Annotated in this window: 18 protein-coding genes; 9 read left to right on the top strand and 9 right to left on the bottom strand. The window is 66.4% G+C overall.

All coding sequences use genetic code 11. From position 1 onward, the window contains the following. Positions 1 to 10: 10 nt before the first annotated feature. The gene (locus AC1PLU_RS18065; RefSeq protein WP_481106905.1) at positions 11 to 877 is read right to left on the bottom strand and encodes an alpha/beta hydrolase; all 867 of its coding nucleotides are present in this window, start codon (positions 875 to 877) and stop codon (positions 11 to 13) included. Between the two features lie 130 nt (positions 878 to 1,007). Between AC1PLU_RS18065 and AC1PLU_RS18060 the strand changes: the two genes are divergently transcribed. Further along, positions 1,008 to 1,607 (top strand): TetR/AcrR family transcriptional regulator, encoded by a 600-nt coding sequence (locus tag AC1PLU_RS18060; RefSeq protein ID WP_115039879.1) that lies wholly within the window; start codon positions 1,008 to 1,010, stop codon positions 1,605 to 1,607. Between the two features lie 126 nt (positions 1,608 to 1,733). On the opposite strand, the gene AC1PLU_RS18055 is transcribed toward AC1PLU_RS18060, so the two are convergent. The 4 genes from AC1PLU_RS18055 to AC1PLU_RS18040 form a co-directional block, all read right to left on the bottom strand. Continuing rightward, on the bottom strand, positions 1,734 to 2,225 hold the full coding sequence (locus AC1PLU_RS18055; RefSeq protein WP_205392313.1) for a DUF3106 domain-containing protein: 492 nt from the start codon (positions 2,223 to 2,225) through the stop codon (positions 1,734 to 1,736). Between the two features lie 5 nt (positions 2,226 to 2,230). Then, positions 2,231 to 2,575: a hypothetical protein gene (locus AC1PLU_RS18050; protein ID WP_006451760.1), complete on the bottom strand. Its 345-nt coding sequence runs from the start codon at positions 2,573 to 2,575 to the stop codon at positions 2,231 to 2,233. Beyond that, a complete protein-coding gene (locus tag AC1PLU_RS18045) occupies positions 2,572 to 3,135 on the bottom strand; it encodes an RNA polymerase sigma factor (protein WP_481106904.1) in 564 nt (187 codons plus the stop codon). The genes AC1PLU_RS18050 and AC1PLU_RS18045 overlap by 4 nt, the downstream gene beginning before the upstream one ends. A gap of 243 nt (positions 3,136 to 3,378) precedes the next feature. Then, positions 3,379 to 3,798, bottom strand: a complete 420-nt coding sequence (locus AC1PLU_RS18040; protein ID WP_043909879.1) for a hypothetical protein — start codon at positions 3,796 to 3,798, stop codon at positions 3,379 to 3,381. A 195-nt stretch (positions 3,799 to 3,993) separates the two neighbouring features. Here AC1PLU_RS18040 and sufT point away from each other — a divergent pair, with 195 nt between their 5' ends. The 5 genes from sufT to AC1PLU_RS18015 all read left to right on the top strand — a co-directional run bounded on the left by sufT (position 3,994) and on the right by AC1PLU_RS18015 (position 11,465). Continuing rightward, positions 3,994 to 4,548, top strand: coding sequence for a putative Fe-S cluster assembly protein SufT (sufT, locus tag AC1PLU_RS18035; RefSeq protein ID WP_043888969.1), 555 nt, complete (start codon positions 3,994 to 3,996; stop codon positions 4,546 to 4,548). A gap of 64 nt (positions 4,549 to 4,612) precedes the next feature. Next, a complete protein-coding gene (locus tag AC1PLU_RS18030) occupies positions 4,613 to 5,698 on the top strand; it encodes a branched-chain amino acid aminotransferase (protein WP_481106903.1) in 1,086 nt (361 codons plus the stop codon). Positions 5,699 to 6,006: 308 nt separating this feature from the next. After that, a complete protein-coding gene (locus AC1PLU_RS18025) occupies positions 6,007 to 7,752 on the top strand; it encodes a S8 family peptidase (RefSeq protein WP_481106902.1) in 1,746 nt (581 codons plus the stop codon). A 265-nt stretch (positions 7,753 to 8,017) separates the two neighbouring features. Next, positions 8,018 to 9,427: a S8 family peptidase gene (locus AC1PLU_RS18020; protein ID WP_481106901.1), complete on the top strand. Its 1,410-nt coding sequence runs from the start codon at positions 8,018 to 8,020 to the stop codon at positions 9,425 to 9,427. Between the two features lie 340 nt (positions 9,428 to 9,767). Continuing rightward, positions 9,768 to 11,465, top strand: coding sequence for a S8 family peptidase (locus AC1PLU_RS18015; RefSeq protein WP_481093755.1), 1,698 nt, complete (start codon positions 9,768 to 9,770; stop codon positions 11,463 to 11,465). Positions 11,466 to 11,665: 200 nt separating this feature from the next. On the opposite strand, the gene ybaK is transcribed toward AC1PLU_RS18015, so the two are convergent. The 4 genes from ybaK to wrbA all read right to left on the bottom strand — a co-directional run bounded on the left by ybaK (position 11,666) and on the right by wrbA (position 13,723). Then, a complete protein-coding gene (gene ybaK, locus AC1PLU_RS18010) occupies positions 11,666 to 12,139 on the bottom strand; it encodes a Cys-tRNA(Pro) deacylase (protein WP_481093754.1) in 474 nt (157 codons plus the stop codon). A 4-nt stretch (positions 12,140 to 12,143) separates the two neighbouring features. Then, positions 12,144 to 12,629 (bottom strand): asparaginase domain-containing protein, encoded by a 486-nt coding sequence (locus tag AC1PLU_RS18005; RefSeq protein WP_481093753.1) that lies wholly within the window; start codon positions 12,627 to 12,629, stop codon positions 12,144 to 12,146. Positions 12,630 to 12,785: 156 nt separating this feature from the next. After that, complete coding sequence (locus AC1PLU_RS18000; RefSeq protein ID WP_481093752.1) at positions 12,786 to 13,130, bottom strand: DUF2069 domain-containing protein; 345 nt, start codon at positions 13,128 to 13,130, stop codon at positions 12,786 to 12,788. After that, positions 13,127 to 13,723, bottom strand: a complete 597-nt coding sequence (wrbA, locus tag AC1PLU_RS17995) for an NAD(P)H:quinone oxidoreductase (RefSeq protein ID WP_268212637.1) — start codon at positions 13,721 to 13,723, stop codon at positions 13,127 to 13,129. The genes AC1PLU_RS18000 and wrbA overlap by 4 nt, the downstream gene beginning before the upstream one ends. A 111-nt stretch (positions 13,724 to 13,834) precedes the next feature. On the opposite strand from wrbA, the gene AC1PLU_RS17990 reads away from it, so the two are divergent. The 3 genes from AC1PLU_RS17990 to AC1PLU_RS17980 are packed head-to-tail and all read left to right on the top strand — an operon-like array spanning position 13,835 to position 15,986. Then, positions 13,835 to 15,112 (top strand): YihY family inner membrane protein, encoded by a 1,278-nt coding sequence (locus AC1PLU_RS17990; protein WP_115039888.1) that lies wholly within the window; start codon positions 13,835 to 13,837, stop codon positions 15,110 to 15,112. Next, on the top strand, positions 15,109 to 15,720 hold the full coding sequence (locus AC1PLU_RS17985) for a TlpA family protein disulfide reductase (protein ID WP_176339540.1): 612 nt from the start codon (positions 15,109 to 15,111) through the stop codon (positions 15,718 to 15,720). Before AC1PLU_RS17990 ends, AC1PLU_RS17985 begins: the two co-directional genes overlap by 4 nt. After that, positions 15,720 to 15,986, top strand: coding sequence for an acylphosphatase (locus tag AC1PLU_RS17980; RefSeq protein WP_006451974.1), 267 nt, complete (start codon positions 15,720 to 15,722; stop codon positions 15,984 to 15,986). The genes AC1PLU_RS17985 and AC1PLU_RS17980 overlap by 1 nt, the downstream gene beginning before the upstream one ends. The last annotated feature ends 77 nt before the right edge of the window (positions 15,987 to 16,063 follow it).

The raw sequence follows: 16,063 nt of genomic DNA, 5'->3' as shown, positions 1-16,063 counted from the left end.
GCGGTCTGGATCAGGGCGATGCCGGGCCGATGAACTGCAACGCCTGATCGATCACCGAGGCGTGGTCGACCATGCGGTTATGGCCCAGTCCTTCGGTACTGACCAGTTGCGCGCCCGGCCAGAGCGCCGCAAAACGTGCGCCTTCTTCCCAGGGGGTTTCGCGGTCGCGGCGGTCGTGAATGATCAGCGCCGGGCGGTCATCAAAGTGCGGCAGGCGCGGTGTTGCGTCGAAATCGGCGAAGCGCTTCCCGGTCAGCTGATGCAACCAATTTTCAAACGGTGCGAACGTGCCGGGTGCAATACCGAATGCGCGGAACTGGCGCTGCGCACTCTGCGCCGGCGCCAGCAGCGGGGCGATCAGGACATAGCGTGCCGGCCGCCACGCGGGGTCGTCGGCAAAGACCGCCGCTGCCGCGCCTAGGGAATGGCCGATCAAGACGGCCGGGCGACCGTGGCGGCCGCCGATGTCGCGCAAAATCCGCACGAAATGCGGCATGTTGCTGATCCTGCCGCCGCTCAAGCCATGTGCGGCCTGATCGAACGCCACCACCGCATAGCCGAGCGCCCGCAGCTGCGGCACCCATGCCGCAAAGCGCAGCCCGTAACTGGCCCAGCCATGCGACAGCAGTACATACGGCTGCTGCGCCGGGTCGCCCCACCGGTAAACGGCAATGTCGACGCCATCGATGCGCAGATTCTGGCGATGCGCATCGGGCAACTGGGCGGCGAGTCCGGCGGCCTGCCGGCGGCCGGCCGCTGCCGGGGTCACGAAGCGGCGAGCCAGAAACCGACCGGTCGGGCCGGGGGCCAGCCGACTGGCGCTGGCCAGCACGCCGCGCAGCAGGCGCGCACGCAATTTGGCGATGGACGAGGACATGGCGAGATCCTTGGAGTGGGCGACGTCGTATGCATCTTGTCGTCGACAAGATATACATGAGTCTGCCTAGTCCATCTTGTCAGCGTCAAGATGATCTGCTCCACTGAGGTCTCTGCAAACGAAGTTGCCCATGTCGCAATCATCCGTGCCTGCTGCGTATCACCATGGCGATCTGCCGGCTGCGTTGCGGCGCGCAGGGTGGGAACTGTTGGGCGAGGCCGGTGCGCGCGGGTTGACCTTGCGCGAGTGCGCGCGCCGCGCCGGTGTCTCGCATGCCGCGCCGGCGCATCATTTCGGCTCGCTCGAAGGGCTGCTGTCGGAACTGGCCGCCGATGGCTACGAGCGCATGCTCGATCAGATTCTCGCGACCCAGCAGGAACTGGCCGATCCGCTATTGGGATGCGGGCTGGGCTATATCCGCTTCGCCAGCGCGTTTCCGCAGCACTTCCGGCTGATGCTGGGGCTGGATCTACGCTCGCGCAGCTTGCCCAGACTGTTGCATGCCAGTGAAGCGGCGATGGCCTGCCTGCGCGAGACACTGCGGATGCAGTGGATCGCGCGGCACGGCAGCGCCCCGAGTGCCGAGGTGCTGGAGCAACGCACGCTGCTGGCCTGGAGCACGGTGCATGGGTATGCCTCGCTTGCGATTGACCGCAAGCACGCCGGGCTGCTCGCATTTGCGCCCGAACAGGTGTTGGCGCCGCTGCTGCAAGCGGTGCTGATGCCCTGATTGCGCGCGATGGGCGCTGTCATGACCGGATCGCGTCGTCGATCCGCTTTGCTGCCTGACACGTGAATCAGTTCGCACGACAGCACGCGGGATCGCCTGCGATATCGCTCAATCGTCAGCTGTCGCTCAATCGTCTACCGGCGGATGCTCGCGCAGCCAGGCGCTGCGTTCGGCCGGGCTCATCTTCTGCCAGCGTTGCTGCAGCGCGTTGCGTTCTTGCTGGTTGAGCGTGCGCATGCGTTCGAACAAGGCCTTGGCTTCGCGGCGCTGCTCGGGACTCATGTTGCGGAAACGGTCCATGCCGGCCTTGGCCTGCTTGCGCTGTTCAGGGGTCATGTCCAGCCAGCGGCGTGCGTGGCGATACATGCGCGGGCGCTCTTCGGGCACCTCGTTCCAGCGTTCGCGCAGCGCATCGATCAGCACCTGGCGCTGCTGCTGGGTCAGTTTTTCCCACTCGGGCATCGGCGTCTCCGCCTCGCGCGGTCCCGGACCCCGCGGGCCGGGGCCATCGGAGGGGGGCGGCCCCGGCGGGCCCGGCGGAGGTGCCTGGGCCAACAGCGACGCGCAGGGCCCGGCGCACAGCAGCAGGGTCAATAGCAGGCGGGTGGTGCGGGTCATCGTGCTTATTCCATGGCCAAGGCGGTGTCGGACCCGAGCCAGACGTACAGGTCGGGGTTCTGGGTCAGCATGTCGTCGGTATCGGTGGTGGTGCTGGCGATCGCCTGGGTCCCGGCGGTGCCTGAGGGTGCCGATTCGCCCGGACGCAGTTGCAGGCCGATGCCGATCGCCAGCAACCCCGAACACGCGGTCGCCAATAACCAGTAACCGCGACGGTTGCGCGAGGGCGCAGTTGCGTGACGTGCCTGGCGCAGGCGTGCAAGGGTCTGCGGCGGCAGGCTGGTGAGCGCTGCGGTGTGCAGTTGACGCAGCTGCGCGTCGAACCGGGCCGGATCGTGAGAGCGGTTCACAGGAAATCCTCGAACTGTTTTTGCAACGCGTCGCGCGCACGCGACAGGTGGGTTTTGACCGAGCCTTCGGAGCAGCCCATCGCCTTGGCGGTGGTGGCCACGTCCAGCTCTTCCAGCACGCGCAGCGTGAACGCTTCGCGTTGGCGCGCCGGCAGGCTGCGCAGGGCCTCGACCAGGCGCTGGTAGGCCTGTTGGTGTTGCTGTTGGTCGACCGGACCGGTGCCGGGGTCGGCCCAGTCGATGGTGCCTTCGTCGTCGGAACGTTCGGCCGGCGCCCAGAATTTCAGGCGGAAGGTACGCCGCCGCTGCAGGTCGATGATGCGGCTACGCAGGATGCTCCAGAACAGCGGCGTCCATTCGGCGGCCGGGCGCTCGCGGTAACCGAGCAGCTTCACCATGGCGTCCTGCACCGCATCCAGCGCGTCTTCGCGGTGACGCAGGCCGGCCTCGGCAAAACGGAACGCACGCGGACCGATGCCGGCCAGAAAGGCGTCCAGCGACACGGGCGTAGTGACGGCCGGTGGAGAGAGCTGCGGATCGAAAGGGGTTCCCACCAGCACAGCGTAGCTTCCGCGGAGACGATACAACGTCAACGGGCGAGGGTGGATTCGGTTGACACGCCTGCGCGCTGTCGCCGCGTGGATGGGCGGCCGTGCGCATGCCGCGCACCAGACGATGCGAAGAGGATCAGCCGTGTGCTGTCTTTCACCGGCCGTGGCGGCGCGGGCGGAGATCGGCGGCCTCGTCGCCGCTGGCGAGCGCTGCCGTCGATCCGGCAGTCAAGACCAGCTGATCTCAGCTGCTCAGCGCGCTGCCCACCAGCCCAGCACCAGCGCCGCGAGATAACAGGCCAGGTCGAAACCGCTATTGGCCAGCTGCAACAAGGTCCAGGCCAGGCCGGCGCCCATCTTCTGCGCCGAGGTCCATGGGTCCAGTCCCAGCGAGCCGCCAAGCTGTGCGGACGCAATGCCCCAGTTGGCACCGACGATCACCAGGACCGTGGCCACCAAGGTAATGCCGATGCGCACACTGCCGGCGCGCAACGTGCCCAGGCGCAGCATCCAGGCCACTTCCAGCGCGACCAGCAGCGCCATCCAGCCGGCCTGATGACCAAGCGCAAGGGCGATAAGCATCCAGGCAATGAGGGCGGTGACGCATCCCAGCAGCAGGAGCGGGGGCCAGAGCCAGTGGGCGGTTCTGGCGGACGCGGTGGTGGGCGGCATTGGAGCTCCTGACAGTGCGCACATGATAGAGCGCGTGGCGCGTTTTGCGCTGCACCGCCGGTGTGAGCCACGGTGGCGGCAGATGACTGTGTTTCAGATGGAATGCAGCGTCGGCGGCACGACCGGCAGCGGCATCGCCGTGGTCGGCTAGAATGGCCGACTTGCGCGCATCCGCCGCGGCCCCATATCCAGCCCATGTATTCCCGTAGCAGCGAACCCGTCCAGTTCGAACGCGATTGCGATGCCGTCATGGTGCCGCAGGGCGATTCGGTGACCCTGCCCGCAGGCAGTTACGGCTATATCACCCAGGCGCTGGGCGGCAGCTATACCGTCTTTGTCGAAGGCAATCTGTTTCGCATTGCCGGCAAGGATGGCGATGCGATCGGCAAGGAGGCCCCGCCGGGGCTGGAATTGCCCGCCAATGCCAGCGATGAAGAGGTGGAAGCGCTGGTGTGGCAGCAGCTGCGCACCTGCTTCGACCCGGAAATTCCGTTCAATATCGTCGATCTGGGCCTGGTCTACGAGGCGGTGATCAGCCATCGCGAAGAAGACAATCAGCGCCGGGTCGACGTCAAGATGACCCTCACCGCGCCCGGTTGCGGCATGGGCGAGATCCTGGTCGACGACGTGCGCAGCAAGGTCGAGATGATTCCGACCATCGCCGAGGCCGATGTCGAGCTGGTCTTCGACCCGCCGTGGGGCCGGCATATGATGTCCGAAGCGGCCCGTCTCGAGACCGGCATGCTCTGATCGTCAGGCGCCATGTCGAAGAGGTGGCGCCGCGTCCTTTCGCCCGCCATACAGGAAACTTCCGGTGTCCGTGTCCTTCGCTTCCACCCGTTCCCCGTCGCCGCGCAGTGCCGACGAGCTGTCCGTGATCCTGGCCGCCCCCGGCTTCGGGCTGCACTTCACCGACCACATGGTCGCCATTTCCTGGACCAACGAGCTCGGTTGGCACGACGCGCAGGTGCGCGCGTATGGCCCGCTGCAGCTGGATCCGGCGGCCTCGGTGCTGCATTACGGCCAGGAGATCTTCGAAGGCATCAAGGCCTACCGGCATGCCGACGGCTCGATCTGGACCTTCCGCCCGCAGTCCAATGGCGAACGCCTGCAGCGCTCGGCGCGCCGGCTGGCGCTGCCGGAACTGCCGGTTGATCTGTTTGTCGAATCGCTGCGCCAGCTGGTGGCGGTGGATGCCAGCTGGGTGCCGTCAGCGCCGGAAACCAGCCTGTATTTCCGCCCGTTCATGATCGCCGACGAGGCGTTCCTGGGCGTGCGTGCGGCGCACAAGGCCTCGTACTACGTCATCGCAAGTCCCGCCGGCCCGTATTTCGCCAAGGGCGTGGCGCCGGTGTCGATCTGGTTGTCCACCGAATACGCGCGTGCGGCCAAGGGCGGCACCGGTGCGGCCAAGTGCGGCGGCAACTACGCCGCCTCGCTGCTGCCGCAGCAGAAAGCCTATGCGCAGGGCTGCTCGCAGGTGCTGTTCCTGGACCCGGTGGAAGGCAAGTACATCGAAGAACTGGGTGGCATGAACGTGTTCCTGGTCTACAAGGACGGCACGTTGTTGACGCCGGAATTGTCCGGCAGCATTCTGGAAGGCATCACCCGCGACAGCATCCTCCAACTGGCCCGCGACCGCGGCATGCAGGTGATCGAGCGCAAGGTCGCCATCGACGAATGGAAGCAGGGCGTAGCGTCGGGCGACATCACCGAAGTGTTTGCCTGCGGCACTGCGGCGGTGGTCACCCCGATCGGCGAGCTGAAGGGCGATGGCTTTGCGGTGGGCGATCTGTCCGCGCCGGCCGGCGAGGTGACCATGTCGCTGCGCCAGGAACTGACCGATATCCAGTACGGGCGTATTCCTGACCGCCATGGGTGGTTGGTGCGTTTGTCGTAAGCCGACACATTTCGTCAAAAAGGGCTCCCGCATGTCAGTGCGGGGGCCCTTTTTTGTTTGCGAGACAACAAAAGGGAGGATTTCGACAGGAATCGGGTCGAATTCAGCATGAATTACCTGTGATTAATGTCACAGAAACGTAATTTGATTTCTAAAATTACCAACTGCGTATTGTCCAGTCCGGTTTAGTTGGTATAGGTTCGCTGAACGGATCGATAACAGGGGCGATCCGGGACTCCGGATCTTCGCCCAAGGCGGCGTTTCCGGAAATACCGCTTCGGCGGTTCTCTTGACTGGAAGGGAATTCAATGCTCAACGAGACGTTTCGTCTGCGTCACCATGCGCTCCGCATCCTGGGTGTGTCGGCACTCACCTCGCTGCTGCTGGCAACGCCGGCCTTTGCAGGCGAGGTTTACTTAGACGGCCTGGCCACCGCACAGACGCATCAGAAATTCATCGTGACTTACAAGGACGGTAGCAACGCGCTGGCCAGTCCCACCGCCTTGAGCACTTCGCTGCGAGACGCTGCACGCGCGGTTCCGGCCAAGGCCGGCAAGGCACTGGGCTTGAACTCGGTGCGCCGCCTGGCGCTGGGACCGGAGCTGGTCCAATCCACCCGCGCGCTGGACCGTCAGGAAGCAGAAACCCTGATGCGCCAGCTGGCCGCCGACCCCAACGTGCAGAGCGTGGAAGTCGATCAGATCCTGCATGCCACGCTGACCCCCAACGACACGCGCCTGTCCGAGCAGTGGGGCTTCGGCACCACCAACGCCGGCCTCAACATCCGCCCGGCCTGGGACAAGGCCACCGGCACCGGCGTGGTGGTGGCGGTGATCGATACCGGCATCACCACCCATGCCGACCTCAACGCCAACATTCTGCCTGGCTACGACTTCGTCAGCGACGCGACCGCTGCGCGTGACGGCAATGGCCGCGACAGCAACCCGGCCGACGAAGGCGACTGGTATGCCGCCAACGAATGCGGCACCGGTATTCCGGCCTCCAATTCCAGCTGGCACGGGACCCATGTGGCCGGCACGGTCGCAGCGGTGACCAACAACAGCACCGGCGTGGCCGGCACTGCCTTCAACGCCAAGGTGGTACCGGTGCGCGTACTGGCCAAGTGCGGCGGCTCGTTGTCGGATATCTCCGACGGCATCGTCTGGGCCTCGGGCGGCACGGTCAGCGGCATTCCGGCCAACGCCAATCCAGCCGAAGTCATCAACATGTCGCTGGGCGGCGGCGGTGCCTGTTCGTCCACCCTGCAGAACGCGATCAACGGCGCGGTCTCGCGCGGCACCACCGTGGTGGTGGCGGCCGGCAACGATTCGGCCAACGTCTCCGGCTCGTTGCCGGCCAACTGCGCCAATGTGATCGCAGTGGCCGCCACGACCTCGGCCGGTGCCAAGGCCAGCTTCTCCAACTTCGGTGCCGGCATCGATGTGTCGGGGCCGGGTCAGGCGATCCTGTCCACGCTCAATAGCGGTACCACCACCCCGGGCAGTGCCAGCTACGCCTCTTATAACGGCACCTCGATGGCAGCGCCGCATGTGGCCGGTGTAGTCGCGCTGGTGCAGTCGGTTGCGCCGACCGCGTTGACGCCGGCAGCGGTGGAGACCTTGCTGAAGAACACTGCACGTGCGCTGCCTGGTGCCTGTTCGGGCGGTTGCGGTGCCGGCATCGTCAATGCCGATGCCGCAGTGACGGCAGCCATCAGTGGCAGCAACGGTGGTGGCGGTGGCGGAACCGGCAACACGCTGACCAACGGCACCCCGGTCACCGGCCTGGGCGCTTCCACCGGCGCGGAGCTCAACTACACCATCGCGGTTCCGGCCGGCAGCGGCACGCTGACCGTTGCGATCAGCGGCGGCAGCGGCGATGCGGACCTGTACGTGCGTGCCGGCAGTGCACCGACCGACAGTACCTATACCTGCCGCCCGTACCGCAGCGGCAATGCCGAGACCTGCACCATCAGCGCGCCCTCGGGCACCTACTACGTGCGCGTCAAGGCTTACAGCACGTTCTCCGGTGTGACCCTGAGAGCCAGTTACTGAGGCCCGCGTCGGCACTGCCTGGCTGTTGTCAGGCAGTGCCGGCCTGCCGCCCCGTAGCCGCGTCACCCCATCAGCGATGTATCGCCCACGTCTGCCATATCGGCAGGCGCAGGGGATGTGTTGCCGCTCGGCCGGAATGGACATCGGCCAATCGTCTCAGCGGGTGTACGCGCCCGTGCAATTCCCGACCCGATCCGCAGTGCGCGGTGAGGGTCTGGCCATCTCGCCGCAGCTGCGGCACCTCTCATAATTTAAGGAACGATCGATGTCCAATGTGTCGCAACGTCGTGCGCCTACGCGCGCGCTGGTGGTCCTGGGTGTTTCCGCGCTGACCTCGCTGCTGGCCGTGCCGGCGTTCGCCGGTCAGGTGAATCTGTCCGGGCTGGATTCGCAGCCCACGCTGGACCGTTTCATCGTCAAATACCGGGATGGCAGCAGTGCGTCGGTGAGCCCGACCTCGATGCGCGCATCGCTCAATTCAGTCGCCAGTGCGGTACCGGCACGCGCCGGCCGTGCGCTTGGCCTGAACCATGTGCGTCGTACCGCGCTGGGGTCGGAAGTGCTCAAGACCACCCGCGGTTTGGATCGTGCCGAAGCCGAGACGCTGATGCGCCGGATCGCTGCCGACCCGGGCGTGGAGTACGTGGAAGTCGACCAGATCATGTATCCGACGCTGACCCCGAACGACACGCGTCTATCCGAGCAGTGGGGCTTCGGTACCACCGCATCGAGCATCAACGTACGTCCGGCCTGGGACACCGCCACCGGTACCGGCGTGGTGGTCGCAGTGATCGACACCGGCATCACCAGCCATCCGGACCTCAACGCGAACGTGCTGCCGGGTTACGACTTCATCAGCGACGCGGCGCGGGCGCGCGACAACAACGGCCGTGACAACAATGCCGCCGACCAGGGCGACTGGCGCGCTGCCAATCAGTGCGGGACCGGCGTGCCGGCAGCCAATTCCAGCTGGCACGGCACCCACGTGGCCGGCACCATCGCGGCAGTGACCAACAACAGCACCGGCGTGGCCGGGACCGCGTTCAACGCGCGCATCGTGCCGATCCGTGCGCTGGGCCTGTGTGGCGGCACCACCTCCGACATCGCCGATGCGATCGTCTGGGCTTCCGGCGGCACGGTCTCGGGTGTTCCGGCCAATGCCAATCCGGCTGAAGTGATCAATATGTCGCTGGGCGGCAACGGCACGTGTTCGAGCACCTACCAGAACGCCATCAACGGTGCGGTCTCGCGCGGCACCACCGTGGTGGTGGCGGCCGGCAACAGCAACGCCAACGTGGCCAACTTCACCCCGGCCAGCTGCGCCAACGTGATCTCGGTGGCGTCCATCACCTCGGCTGGCGCACGTTCCAGCTTCTCCAACTTCGGCACCACCATCGACATCTCCGGCCCGGGCTCGGCGATCCTGTCCACGCTCAACACCGGCACCACCACGCCCGGCAGCGCCAGCTATGCCTCCTACAACGGCACTTCGATGGCGGCCCCGCATGTGGCTGGCGTGGTGGCGCTGGTGCAGTCGGCGGCGACCCGTCCGTTGACCCCGGCGGCGGTGGAAACCTTGCTGAAGAACACCGCGCGTCCGCTGCCGGGCGCCTGCTCGGGCGGCTGCGGTGCGGGCATCGTCAACGCGGCTGGCGCGGTCAGCCAGACCCCGTAACGCTGCGCTGACGACGCCGATGCCGGTGTTGTTGCCGGCATCACGTCGGGTCTGCCCCGACTGCACTGTCGGTGTTTTGAAACCTGCACTGCCCCGCTTCGGCGGGGCAGTGTGCGTTCGGGCATCGGCGATTGCCCGGCTGCGAGGCAGCGCCGACGGCAATGGCTGAACGAAGCGCTCGCCAGTGCAGGTTGGCCGCTTCAGTGCCGCGTGCGGCACGCCGATAGCCACCCCACGTGAGGCGCGGCGGTATGCATGCCCACGCATGGGGCAGGGCGCATTGCAGTGGCGTTAGCGCGTTGCCATCCGGGTTGCCAGATCTTTGGGGAGGGATGGATTCATGTCGTATCACTCAGTTGGCGCACTGCGCCGCGCGGCGTTCGTCTGCGCATTGTCATGCACGTTTCATGCCGCCGCTGGCGAGGTCAATCTGCAAGGGTTGAGCTCCAGCAGCACCCATCAGCGCTTCATCGTCAGCTACAAGGACCGTGTCGGCAGCAGCCGGGCGACCGGCCTGTCGGCGCCCTGGCGCGACATCGCGCGCGCCGTGCCGGAAGTGCGCGGACGTGCGCTAGGTCTGTCGGCCACGCGCCGGCTCAGTACCGGCCCGATGCTGCTGGTGGCCGACCGCAAGCTGGACCGCGTGGATTCGGAAAGCCTGATGCGGCGTCTTGCCGCCGACCCGGCCGTTAAACGCGTGGAAGTAGACATCCTGATGCGGCCGTTGCTGGTGCCCAACGACCCGGGCGTACCGCAGCAGTGGGCGATGGGCGCGACCGCCGCCAGCCTCAACGTGCGCCCGGCCTGGGACCGTTCCACCGGCAAGGGCATCGTGGTGGCGGTGATCGACACCGGCATCACCAACCATCCGGACCTCGCGGCCAACGTGTTGCCCGGTTACGACTTCATTATCGACCCTGCAATCGCGCGCGACGGCAATGCGCGCGATGCGACTGCCGCTGACCAGGGCGACTGGGCGGCGGCCAACGAATGCGGACCCGGCGCATCGGCCTCCAATTCCAGCTGGCATGGCACGCATGTGGCGGGCATCGTGGCAGCGGTGGGCAACAACGCGGTGGGTGTTGTCGGCACTGCCTTCAATGCCAAGATCCTGCCGCTGCGCGTGCTGGGGCGATGCGGCGGCTACATGTCCGATATCGCCGATGCGATCGTGTGGGCGTCGGGCGGCAAGGTGAACGGCGTGCCGAACAATCCGAACCCGGCCACGGTGATCAATTTGTCGCTGGGCGGCTTCGGCACGTGCTCGACGACGTTGAGCAATGCCATCACCGCTGCGGTGACGCGCGGCAGCGCGGTGGTGGTGGCCGCCGGCAACAGCAATATGGATGTCTCCACCAGCGTACCGGCCAATTGCCCGAACGTGATCGCGGTGGCGGCCACCACCTCGTCCGGCGCCAAGGCCAGCTTCTCCAACTTCGGTAAGGGCGTGGATATCGCCGCGCCCGGGCAATCGATCGTGTCCACGCTCAATACCGGCACCACGGTACCGGGCAACGCCGCGTACGCGGTATACAGCGGCACCTCGATGGCGGCGCCGCATGTGGCAGGCGTGGTAGCGTTGATGCAGTCGGTAGCACTGAATCCGCTGACCCCGGCAACGGTGAAGGCTCTGCTCAAGAGCAGCGCACGGCCACTGCCGGTCGCCTGCCCCCAGGGCTGCGGGGCAGGGCTGGTGAATGCCGATGGCGCGGTGACGGCGGTGATCGATTCGACCACCTTGACCAGGAATGTGGCACGCACCGGGCTGAGCGCGGCGCTCTCCGATTCGCTGTATTACCAGGTCAACGTGCCGGCCGGCACGCGCTCGCTCAAAGTGACGCTTGCCGGTGGCAGCGGCAATGCCGACCTCTCCGTGCGGGCGGGCGCGCTGCCCACCGATGCGGCCTACAGCTGCCGCAGCATGCTGCCGGGCAATGGCGACAGCTGCACGCTGGCCGCGCCCGCGGCGGGCATCTATTACGTGCGCTTGAAGGCGACGCTGGGCTTTTCTGCGGTCAGCGTCACTGCGGCGTATTGAGCGATCCCGGCGCGATGGTGTTGCCGCGCCGGGCAGATGCTGAAACCTCTGGATCGCGAGCACTGGTCAGTGCACGCGGACGTGCGCTGCGACGTCGGTCAGAGGTCGCAGTGGGCGACTGCGATGTACACGGTAGGCCCTGGATTCTCAGTGTCGGACGCGCGCACCGACCGGTGCGCGCGGCATCGTGGTGTATGCGCTCACTCGCACAGCAGGCAGGCGCGCCCAGTCAGTGTGTGCAACAGCTGGTCGCCCGGCAATTCCAGCAGCAAACCGCGTTGCCCGGCGTTGATCCACAGCGACGGTGCATCCAGCGCGGTGGCTTCGATCAGCACCGGCGTCTGACGTTGCTGCCCGAGCGGGCTGATGCCGCCGACCTTGTAACCGGTGCGCCGTTCGGCATCGGCCACCTCCATCATGCGCGCCGACTTGCCGCCGTATGCGCTGGCCAATTTCTTCAACGACACCCGGCGATCGCATGGGATCACCACGCACACGGCCTGGTCGTCGACCCAGGCCATCAGCGTTTTCAGCACCGTATGCGGCGCCAGCCCCAGCGCGTTGGCCGCTTGCAATCCCTTCGCGTCGGCATCGGCCTGGTACGCGTAGGGATGCAGCACATAGGCCACGCCGGCTGCGTCCAATGCTGCGGTCGCGCGGGTCGCCTTGCTCATCGCTTCAGAGCGACTCGAAGCGGTTGGCGGCGACGTTCTTGCGCACCTTTTCCGGGTTCCAGATCCGCCCGTTCATGGCGATATACACGCCGGCCGGCAGCGACTGCACGGCGCCGACTGCGCAGCCGATATTGAATTCGGCATCCGAGCCGCGGAAGCGCGCCGGGTTGAGCGCGCCGGTCATCACAATGGTCTTGTCGGCGATCGATTGCAGCACCTTGCCGGTTTCCACCATCGAATCGGTGCCGTGGGTGATCAGCACGTGGCGCGTCGGCTGGGCAGCGATGGTGGCGCGCACCAGTTCGCGGTCGGCAGCGTTGATGTGCAGCGAATCCTTGCGGATGATCGGGATCACAGAGAAGCGGAAGGTCACGCCCAGTTCCTGGAGGATCTGGCCGATCTGCGGGTCGCCGATCTGGTAGTCCGATTTGTCGTCGAAGTAGATCTTGTCGATCGTGCCACCGGTGGTGACGATCAGGAGGTCTTCCATTGCTGGGAATCCTTAAAGCGGGTGGTGCAGTGTGAGATGCAAACGAGACGTCCCATGCTGCGATGAAGCAGCCAGGCGACGCAGCATCGGCGCGGTATAAAAACGCGCGAGGGTCGCCATGATACGACCCCGGCGCGCGCGCTGCAGGACGCTGGGCTAGCGCGCTGCGCGCCGCTTGCCGAACCGCGCCGCCACGCCCGGGCCGCTGACCAGCGCCACCACCAGCAGGGCCAGCAGCAATTCCAGCCACGCCAGCCCACGCGCTTGCGGCTGGCTCCAGGCCGCCATCACGCCATGACTGAACCAGCCCAGCGCGAACACCCCTGCCCAGAACCGCGCGAGCGCACTGCGCAGCGCCAGCGCGGCCAACAGCGCCGGCGGCAACGCGAATACCAGCAGTGCTGCGGTGCGATGGCGGTCGTCGTGAAACCAGACCACGAACACCACCGCCAGCGCCAGCAGTGCGGCGGTCAGCAGCCAATGCAGGGCGCGCAGGCTCATGGGCTGGCCAGCCGCCGCGCGATATCGGCCACCCGGCGGCCGAGCGCGCGCGCCAGCAGGGCTTCGTCGTCGCTGGGCTGCGGGTCGCCGGCTGCGCCGGAGACATGGCTGGCGCCATAAGGCGTGCCGCCGCTGGTGGTGTGGCTCAGCGCAGCTTCGGTAAACGGAATGCCGACGATCAGGCAGCCGTGATGCAACAGCGGCAATTGCATCGACAACAGCGTGGACTCCTGGCCGCCGTGCATCGAGGCGGTGGAGGTGAACACGCCCGCCGGTTTGCCGGCCAGTGTGCCGCTGGCCCATTCGGCGCCCAGGCTGTCGAGAAAATGCTTCATCGGCGCGGCCATGTTGCCGAAGCGGGTCGGGCTGCCCAGCAGCAAGCCGCTGCAATCGGCCAGATCGGCCTTGTCCACATACGGCGCGCCATCGTCCGGCACCGGCGGGGCGCTGGTCTGGGTGACCGCCGCCACCGGCGGTACCGTGCGCAGCCGCGCGCTCATGCCGGGCACTTCGCCGATGCCGCGCGCGATCTGCCGCGCCAACCGCGCCACCGAACCGCCACGGCTGTAATACAGCACCAGAATCTCCGCCATCGCGCATCTACCGCTTGTGTGAGTTGCCGCAGTATCGGCGATGGCGCGGTCGGGCTGCACGCCGCAGGTGCGACAAGGCCGCGATGACGGCGCATCGGGTACCCTTGCGCGATGTCGCGTGTGAACAAACTCCACCAATGGAAAGAACGTCTGCGCGACCGCGCGCGGACGGTCAGTTTCGGCCGCTTCCTGTGGCGCCGCTTTCTCGATGACCGCCTGTTCCAGGCCGCCGCGTCGCTCGCCTACACCACGGTGTTTGCGCTGGTGCCGTTGGCAATTGTGGTATTCGGGGTGCTGTCGGCGTTTCCGGCCTTCAACGAGTGGAAGGACGCGCTGACCGATTTCATCTTCAACAACTTCGTGCCCGGCGCAGCGCGCTCGGTGCAGAACTATCTCAACCGTTCGCTGGAAGATCTGGGCAAGTTCACCGTGGCCGGTATGGTCGCGCTGGTGGCTTCGTTGCTGATCACCCTGCACAGCATCGAGCAGACCTTCAACAGCATCTGGCGCGTGGCTGCCGCGCGGCCCAAGGTGACGCGGTTTTTGATTTATTGGACCGTGCTGACCCTGGGCACGATGCTGGCGGCCGCCTCGATGGCGATGGCCGCCTACGTGTTCGCGCTGCCGCTGTTCCGCACCACCGAAGGTCAATGGCTGGCCGAATTCGCCTGGCGGCTGGCGCCGATGGCGGTGGAATTCGTCTGCATCGTGCTGATCTACCGCGTGGTGCCGCAGCATGCGGTGCGCCTGCGGCATGCACTGCCGGGCGCGCTGCTGGCGGTGATCCTGATGGAGATCGTCAAATGGGGCTTCGGTTTTTATCTGGGCAATTTCCAGACCTATCAGCGCATCTACGGCGCGTTGTCGGCGCTGCCGATCCTGCTGTTGTGGATCTATCTGAGCTGGGTGTCGGTGTTGCTGGGCGCGTCGTTGGCCTCTTCGATGGCGGCGTTCCGCTATCAACCCGAAGCCATGCGCCTGCCGCCTGGCTTTGAAATCTATGGCTTGTTGCGCTTGCTCGGCCGTTTTCGCCAGGCGCGCATCCACGGCAACGGGCTCGACGAAGACCGCATCCTGGCGCTGGAACCCATGCTCACCGATACGCTGATGCAGGAGCTGCTGTGCGAGCTCAAACGCATCCGCCTGCTGCGCCGCGACGAACGTGGGCATTGGTTGCTGGCGCGCGATCTGGACGTGGTGCCGCTGGCCGAACTCTACGAAAGCTGCCAACTGCGGGTGCCGATCGAAGACCGCCCGTTGCCGTGTCGCGACGATGCCTACGGCCAGGCTGCCGCCGCTGCGTTGGAGCAATTGCGTCAACCGCTGCGTAGCGTGCTGGCGCAACCGGTCGGCGACCTCTACACCCATCTTCCCGGAGATCTTCCATGACCTTGCGCCTTGTGCGCGGCGCCTGTGCGCTGCTGTTGCCGCTGTTGTTGATGACCGCCTGCAAGCCTACCGGCGAGGGCGCCCCCGCCGCCGACACCAGCACCGCGCCTGCAGCGCCTCCCCAGGCGCCGGACAAACCTGCCGCAGCCGCAGACCCGGCAACTGCGCCCGATACCTCGGTGGTGCAGCAGACCGCCGAGATGCCGAAGTTGTCGCTGCCCACCGTCACTGGCGAGGCCTACGACCTGGCTGCGCATCGCGGCAAGTGGGTGGTGGTCAATTTCTGGGCCACCTGGTGCGCACCGTGCCTGAAGGAGATGCCGGAGCTGTCGGCGCTGCACACCATGCGCGACAGCATCGAAGTGGTGGGCCTGGCCTACGAAGACATCACCAGCGCCGACATGCAGGCGTTTCTGAAAGATCACCCGGTGTCGTATCCGGTGGCCATTCTCGACCCCTACCAGCCGCCACAGGACTTCGCCACGCCGCGCGGCTTGCCGATGACCTATCTGATCGGCCCGGATGGCAAGGTCGCCAAGCAGTTCCTCGGCCCGGTCACCGCGCGTGATATCGAAACCGCCGTGGGCATCACCGGCAAGGCCGGCTGATGCAGGCGGCGCGCTTCGTCGTCACCGGCGTGGTGCAGGGCGTGTGGTTCCGCGCCTCCACCCGCGAGCGTGCCGTTGCACTGGGCGTGCGCGGACATGCGCGCAATCAGGCGGACGGCAGCGTGGAAGTGATCGCCGCCGGTACCGATGCCGCGTTGAACGCGCTGGAAACCTGGCTCTGGCAGGGCCCGCCAGCGGCCAAGGTCGCGACCGTGACGCGCACGCCTTGCGCGATGCCGCCGACTGAAGACTTTGTAACTGGCTGAGCATTCGCCGTTGGAGCAGGGCAACAGACTTGCATGGCCTCGCCGATAACCTTCTCAACGCGATCACAGCGTGCAGG

It is taken from the genome of Xanthomonas sp. NCPPB 2933, assembly GCF_056725225.1.
This window is presented reverse-complemented; position numbering and strand designations above follow the sequence as displayed.

Coding starts and splice junctions, on each gene's coding strand:
- AC1PLU_RS18005 (WP_481093753.1), bottom strand. CDS start 12,629: ATGGAAGACCTCCTGATCGTCACCACCGGTGGCACGATCGACAAGATC.
- wrbA (WP_268212637.1), bottom strand. CDS start 13,723: ATGGCGGAGATTCTGGTGCTGTATTACAGCCGTGGCGGTTCGGTGGCG.
- ybaK (WP_481093754.1), bottom strand. CDS start 12,139: ATGAGCAAGGCGACCCGCGCGACCGCAGCATTGGACGCAGCCGGCGTG.
- AC1PLU_RS18040 (WP_043909879.1), bottom strand. CDS start 3,798: ATGCCGCCCACCACCGCGTCCGCCAGAACCGCCCACTGGCTCTGGCCC.
- AC1PLU_RS18060 (WP_115039879.1), top strand. CDS start 1,008: ATGTCGCAATCATCCGTGCCTGCTGCGTATCACCATGGCGATCTGCCG.
- AC1PLU_RS18055 (WP_205392313.1), bottom strand. CDS start 2,225: ATGACCCGCACCACCCGCCTGCTATTGACCCTGCTGCTGTGCGCCGGG.
- sufT (WP_043888969.1), top strand. CDS start 3,994: ATGTATTCCCGTAGCAGCGAACCCGTCCAGTTCGAACGCGATTGCGAT.
- AC1PLU_RS17980 (WP_006451974.1), top strand. CDS start 15,720: ATGCAGGCGGCGCGCTTCGTCGTCACCGGCGTGGTGCAGGGCGTGTGG.
- AC1PLU_RS18015 (WP_481093755.1), top strand. CDS start 9,768: ATGTCGTATCACTCAGTTGGCGCACTGCGCCGCGCGGCGTTCGTCTGC.
- AC1PLU_RS18025 (WP_481106902.1), top strand. CDS start 6,007: ATGCTCAACGAGACGTTTCGTCTGCGTCACCATGCGCTCCGCATCCTG.
- AC1PLU_RS18020 (WP_481106901.1), top strand. CDS start 8,018: ATGTCCAATGTGTCGCAACGTCGTGCGCCTACGCGCGCGCTGGTGGTC.
- AC1PLU_RS18065 (WP_481106905.1), bottom strand. CDS start 877: ATGTCCTCGTCCATCGCCAAATTGCGTGCGCGCCTGCTGCGCGGCGTG.
- AC1PLU_RS17990 (WP_115039888.1), top strand. CDS start 13,835: ATGTCGCGTGTGAACAAACTCCACCAATGGAAAGAACGTCTGCGCGAC.
- AC1PLU_RS18000 (WP_481093752.1), bottom strand. CDS start 13,130: ATGAGCCTGCGCGCCCTGCATTGGCTGCTGACCGCCGCACTGCTGGCG.
- AC1PLU_RS17985 (WP_176339540.1), top strand. CDS start 15,109: ATGACCTTGCGCCTTGTGCGCGGCGCCTGTGCGCTGCTGTTGCCGCTG.